Origin of the sequence: Dietzia sp. SLG310A2-38A2, assembly GCF_014145095.1 — a bacterium.
Classification (GTDB): domain Bacteria; phylum Actinomycetota; class Actinomycetes; order Mycobacteriales; family Mycobacteriaceae; genus Dietzia.
In genome coordinates this window covers 1-4,189 of the sequence record NZ_JAALDX010000431.1, presented here as the reverse complement: position 1 = coordinate 4,189, position 4,189 = coordinate 1, and the positions used below count along the sequence as shown (strand labels likewise).

Below are 4,189 nucleotides of genomic sequence, written 5' to 3'. Positions count from 1 at the left end.
TGGCCGCCGCGAGGACCGGGCCCCACGACACGTCCACCTCGGCGGCCGCCCGCACCCACCGGACCAGCCCGACGAGCGGGGCGAGGACGCCACCGGCCAGGACGAACCCGACGACCAGGATCGCCGGCGTTCTGAACCGTCCGAGCGGGACCCGGTCGGGTAGAGAGTCCACTCCGGCGCCGACCCTGGCCACCTCACCCCGCCGGGCCCGCCGCTCACCCACCATCACCACGAGCGCCACCAGGATGAGCACGCAGGCCAGAACCGCCGCGGGAACCCTGTCGAACGAGGCGCGGTAACTGTGGTAGATCCCGACGGTGAACGCCTCGTACCGCAGCATGGCCACCGCCCCGAAGTCCGAGAGCGTGTACAGCGCCACCAACAACGCGCCGGCCGCGACCGCCGGGCGGATCTGACGCAACGTCACCCCGAGTACGGCCCTGACCGATCCGCGCCCCAACGTCCGGGCCACCTCCTCCAGCCCGGGGTCCACGGCCCGCAGCGCCGCGGCCGCGGGGAGGAAGACGTACGGGTAGCAGGAGATCGTCAACACGATGACGGATCCGGGCAGGCCCAGGAACTGCGGGAAGTCCGCGACCCACAGGTAACCGAGGACGTAGGAGGGCATCGCCAGTGGCACGCAGAGCAGTGCGCCGACCACCGGGGCCCCGGGGAGATCCGTCCTCACCGTCAACCACGCCAGCGCGACCCCCACCACCACGCTCGCCGCGGTGACCAGGACCACCAGAACGACGGTGTTGACCAGCAGTTCGGCGGACCGACCGGACCGGACCACCTCGATGGCGTAGGTCGGACCCCGTTCCCCCGCCCGGATGATCAGATAAACCAGCGGGATGAGGGCCGCGGAGCACGCCAGAGTGGCGGCCACCCCGAGGAGGGGGCGACCGCCACGGAGACGGGAACGGACGTCTATGACGGACCCGTCAGATCATGCCCACGCGCGTGAGCATCTGCTGGGTCTGCTCGAGACCGTCGAGGTCCCCGAGGTCGATATCGGGGCCGCCGAGGGTCTCGAGGGGGGGCAGGCCGACCGCCTCCGAGGTGATGCCCGGCACGACCGGGTACTCGCTGTCCTCCTCGAGGAAGTAGAGCTGGGCCTCCTCGCCGAGGAGTTCCTCCACCACGCGCCGCGCGTCCTCGGGCCGGTCCGTGGAGGCCAGCACGCCGACGCCGGCCACGTTGACCAGTGCTCCGGGGTCGCCCTTGGACAGGTAGTGGACCCGGGCCCGCATGTTCTCCTCGCCCTTCTCCTGGGCGGTGTTGTACCAGTAGTAATGGTTGGTGAGCCCGAGTTCGACCTCACCGGTGTCGGCGGCCTCGAGGAGCGCCACGTTGTTGTCGTAGGTCTTCGGCTCGTTGGCCAGGAAGTCGCGGAGCCACTGCTCGGCCGCCTCGTCGCCGCGGTCGACCCGCAGCCCGGTGACGAACGACTGGAACGAGGCGTTGGTGGGGGCGTAGCCGACCCTGCCCCGCCACTCGGGCTCGGTGAGGACGTCGATGGTGTCCGGGACGTCCGACTCCTCGAGCACCTCGGAGTCATAGACCAGGACGCGGGCGCGGAGGCTCGTCGCGACCCACGTCCCGTCGGTGGCCCGGTACTCGGCGGGGACCTGCGCGACCGTCGCCTCGTCGAGCTGGGTGAGCAGGCCCTCCTTGGACAACGCACCGAGGGCGCCTGCGTCCTGGGAGAAGAAGAGGTCCGCCGGGCTGGCCTGGCCCTCCTCGGCGATCTGCGCCGCCATCTCGGGGGTGCTCGCGTAGCGCACCTCGAGGTCGATGCCGGTGTTCTCCTCGATCTGGGCCAGTAGCGGGCCGACGAGGTTCTCGCTGCGGCCCGAGTAGACCACCAACGCGTCGTCTCCGGCGCCGTCCGTGGTGCAGGCCGCCAGACCCACCACGAGCGAACCGGCGGCGGCGATCGCTGCCAGGCGGCGTCGCATCATCACGGTTCCTCCCTCACAATCCCGGTGCCGCGTCACGGGCACCGGGTGTGAGCTTAGCCTAAACTTATCCGCGGGTTCACGCCGGTGCACCGGCGCGGGATCAGTCCAGGTCGTCGTGCCGCATGAGCTGGCGGGCGGCCTCCGTGATCGACCCGGTCATCGAGGGATAGACGGAGAACGACCCCGCGAGGTCGCCCACGGTGAGCTGGTTCCGCACGGCCACGGAGACCGGCAGGATCAGTTCGGACGCCGTGGGCGCCACGATCACCCCACCGATCACCACACCCGAGGCGGGCCGACAGAAGAGTTTGACGAAACCTCGGCGCAGACTGCGCATCTTGGCCCGGGGATTGCCCGCCAGCGGGAACACCTCGACGCGGGCGGGGACCTCGCCGCTCTCGATCTGCGCGTGGGAGATCCCGACGGTGGCGATCTCGGGCCGGGTGAACACCGCCGAGGCCACGGTGCGGAGCTTGATGGGACTGACCCCCTCGCCCAGGGCGTGATACATCGCGATCCGGCCCTGCATCGCCGCCACGGACGCCAGCGGGAACAGATCGGTGCAGTCCCCGGCCGCGTAGATGCCGGCCGCGGTGGTCCGCGAGACGCGGTCGACCTTGATGTGCCCGCTGCGCTGGACCTCGATGCCGGCACTCTCCAGGCCGAGGTCACCGGTGTTGGGAACCGAACCCACGCACATCAGGGCGTGCGATCCCTTGACGGTCCGGCCGTCGCCCAGTCGGACGATGATCCCGTCCTCGTGGTGCTCGACCGCGTCCGCCCGAGCGTGCTTGACCAGCGACACACCCCGCTCACTGAGCGCCTCCTCCAGCACCAGCGCCGCGTCGGCGTCCTCGTGCGGCAACACACGGTCGCGGCTGGACACCATGGTGACCTTCACGCCCATCTCGGTGAACGCGGAGACGAACTCGGCGCCGGTCACACCGGAACCCACGACCACCAGGTGGGAGGGGAGCTCGGTGAGGTCGTAGAGCTGCCGCCATGTCAGGATCCGCTCCCCGTCCGGCTCGGCGCCGGAGAGGATGCGAGGGTTGGATCCGGTGGCGACCAGGACCACATCCGCGTCGAGGATCTTCTCCTGGCCGCTGTCCAGGGACACGTGGACGCGGTGCGACGCCATCCCCGGCTGCGAATCGTGCAGTCGCGCGGTCCCCGAGAGCAGGCGCACGCCCTCGCGCTGGAGCTGGGACCTGATGTCGGCGGACTGGGCGCGGGCCAGCGACTTGACCCGACCGTTGACCTGGCCGAGCCGGTACGCGGTGGGGTCGAAGTGCATCTCGACGCCCATCTCCTCGGCGCGGCGCATGTCGGTGCGTACACCGGTGGTGGCGATGAACGTCTTGGACGGCACGCAGTCGGTCAGCACGCAGTTGCCGCCGATCCCCTCGGCGTCCACGATCGTGACGTCCGCACCGTACTGCGCGGCCACCAGCGCGGCCTCGTAACCGGCGGGACCGCCGCCGATGATGATGATGCGCTGGGTCACAGGTGGTCCTCCACGGGTCACGGGGTCGGGGCCGGGCGCCGCGGGCCACTGTGGTGGACCGCGTCGCGTCCGCCGTACACGGTAGTCGAACCGGCGGCACGCGGCCGGAGGACGCCGGGGCCACACCCGGCGGAGGGACTACTCTGGTCGCCGTGCCTCTCTACGCCGCGTACGGGACCAACATGCATCCCGAACAGATGAACGCCCGCGCGCCGCACTCCCCGTTCGCCGGAACCGGTTGGCTGGAGGGCTGGCGCCTGACCTTCGCGGGCGAGGACCCCACGTGGGAGGGTGCCGTGGCCACCGTGGTCGAGGACCCCGATTCGAGGGTGTTCGTGGTGCTCTACGACGTCCCCGACGACGACGCCCGCGCTCTGGACAGATGGGAGGGCACGGACCTGATCCCGGCCCGGAAGATCCGGGTCCGGGTGGAGCGGCGTCCCACCGTCCCCCCAGGCCCCCCGGTCGGCGCCCAGGAGTCCGAGTTCGCGGTCGCCTCGCCCTCCCCCACCGCCGCCGAGGGCACCGAGCTGGTCTGGCTGTACGTCATGGACGCCTTCGAGGGGGGCCTGCCGTCGGCGCGCTACCTCGGCCTGTTGGCGGATGCCGCCGAGTGCGCGGGTGCCCCCGACTCCTACGTGCGACATCTGCGCACCCGGGAGTCCCGCAACGTGGGTCCGGGCGCCTAGGCCCGTGCCGCCCACCCCCATCTCGCCCA

The 4,189-nt window shown here is 71.1% G+C and carries 4 protein-coding genes; 1 reads left to right on the top strand and 3 read right to left on the bottom strand.

The window, feature by feature from the left end:
• The 3 genes from G6027_RS14460 to G6027_RS14450 all read right to left on the bottom strand — a co-directional run.
• Nucleotides 1-889, bottom strand: an 889-nt coding sequence (locus G6027_RS14460) for an ABC transporter permease subunit (RefSeq protein WP_346995754.1), incomplete at its 3' end; no start/stop codon positions are given.
• A gap of 55 nt (nucleotides 890-944) precedes the next feature.
• Nucleotides 945-1,964 (bottom strand): iron ABC transporter substrate-binding protein, encoded by a 1,020-nt coding sequence (locus G6027_RS14455; protein ID WP_182637780.1) that lies wholly within the window; start codon nucleotides 1,962-1,964, stop codon nucleotides 945-947.
• A gap of 100 nt (nucleotides 1,965-2,064) precedes the next feature.
• Nucleotides 2,065-3,471, bottom strand: coding sequence for an NAD(P)H-quinone dehydrogenase (locus tag G6027_RS14450; RefSeq protein WP_182637779.1), 1,407 nt, complete (start codon nucleotides 3,469-3,471; stop codon nucleotides 2,065-2,067).
• Between the two features lie 152 nt (nucleotides 3,472-3,623).
• Here G6027_RS14450 and G6027_RS14445 point away from each other — a divergent pair, with 152 nt between their 5' ends.
• Nucleotides 3,624-4,160: a gamma-glutamylcyclotransferase gene (locus G6027_RS14445; RefSeq protein WP_182637778.1), complete on the top strand. Its 537-nt coding sequence runs from the start codon at nucleotides 3,624-3,626 to the stop codon at nucleotides 4,158-4,160.
• Nucleotides 4,161-4,189: the final 29 nt, after the last annotated feature.

What these genes read in the sequence shown, in the direction of transcription:
- G6027_RS14455 (WP_182637780.1), bottom strand. Translation starts at nt 1,964, where the DNA reads ATGATGCGACGCCGCCTGGCAGCGATCGCCGCCGCCGGTTCGCTCGTG.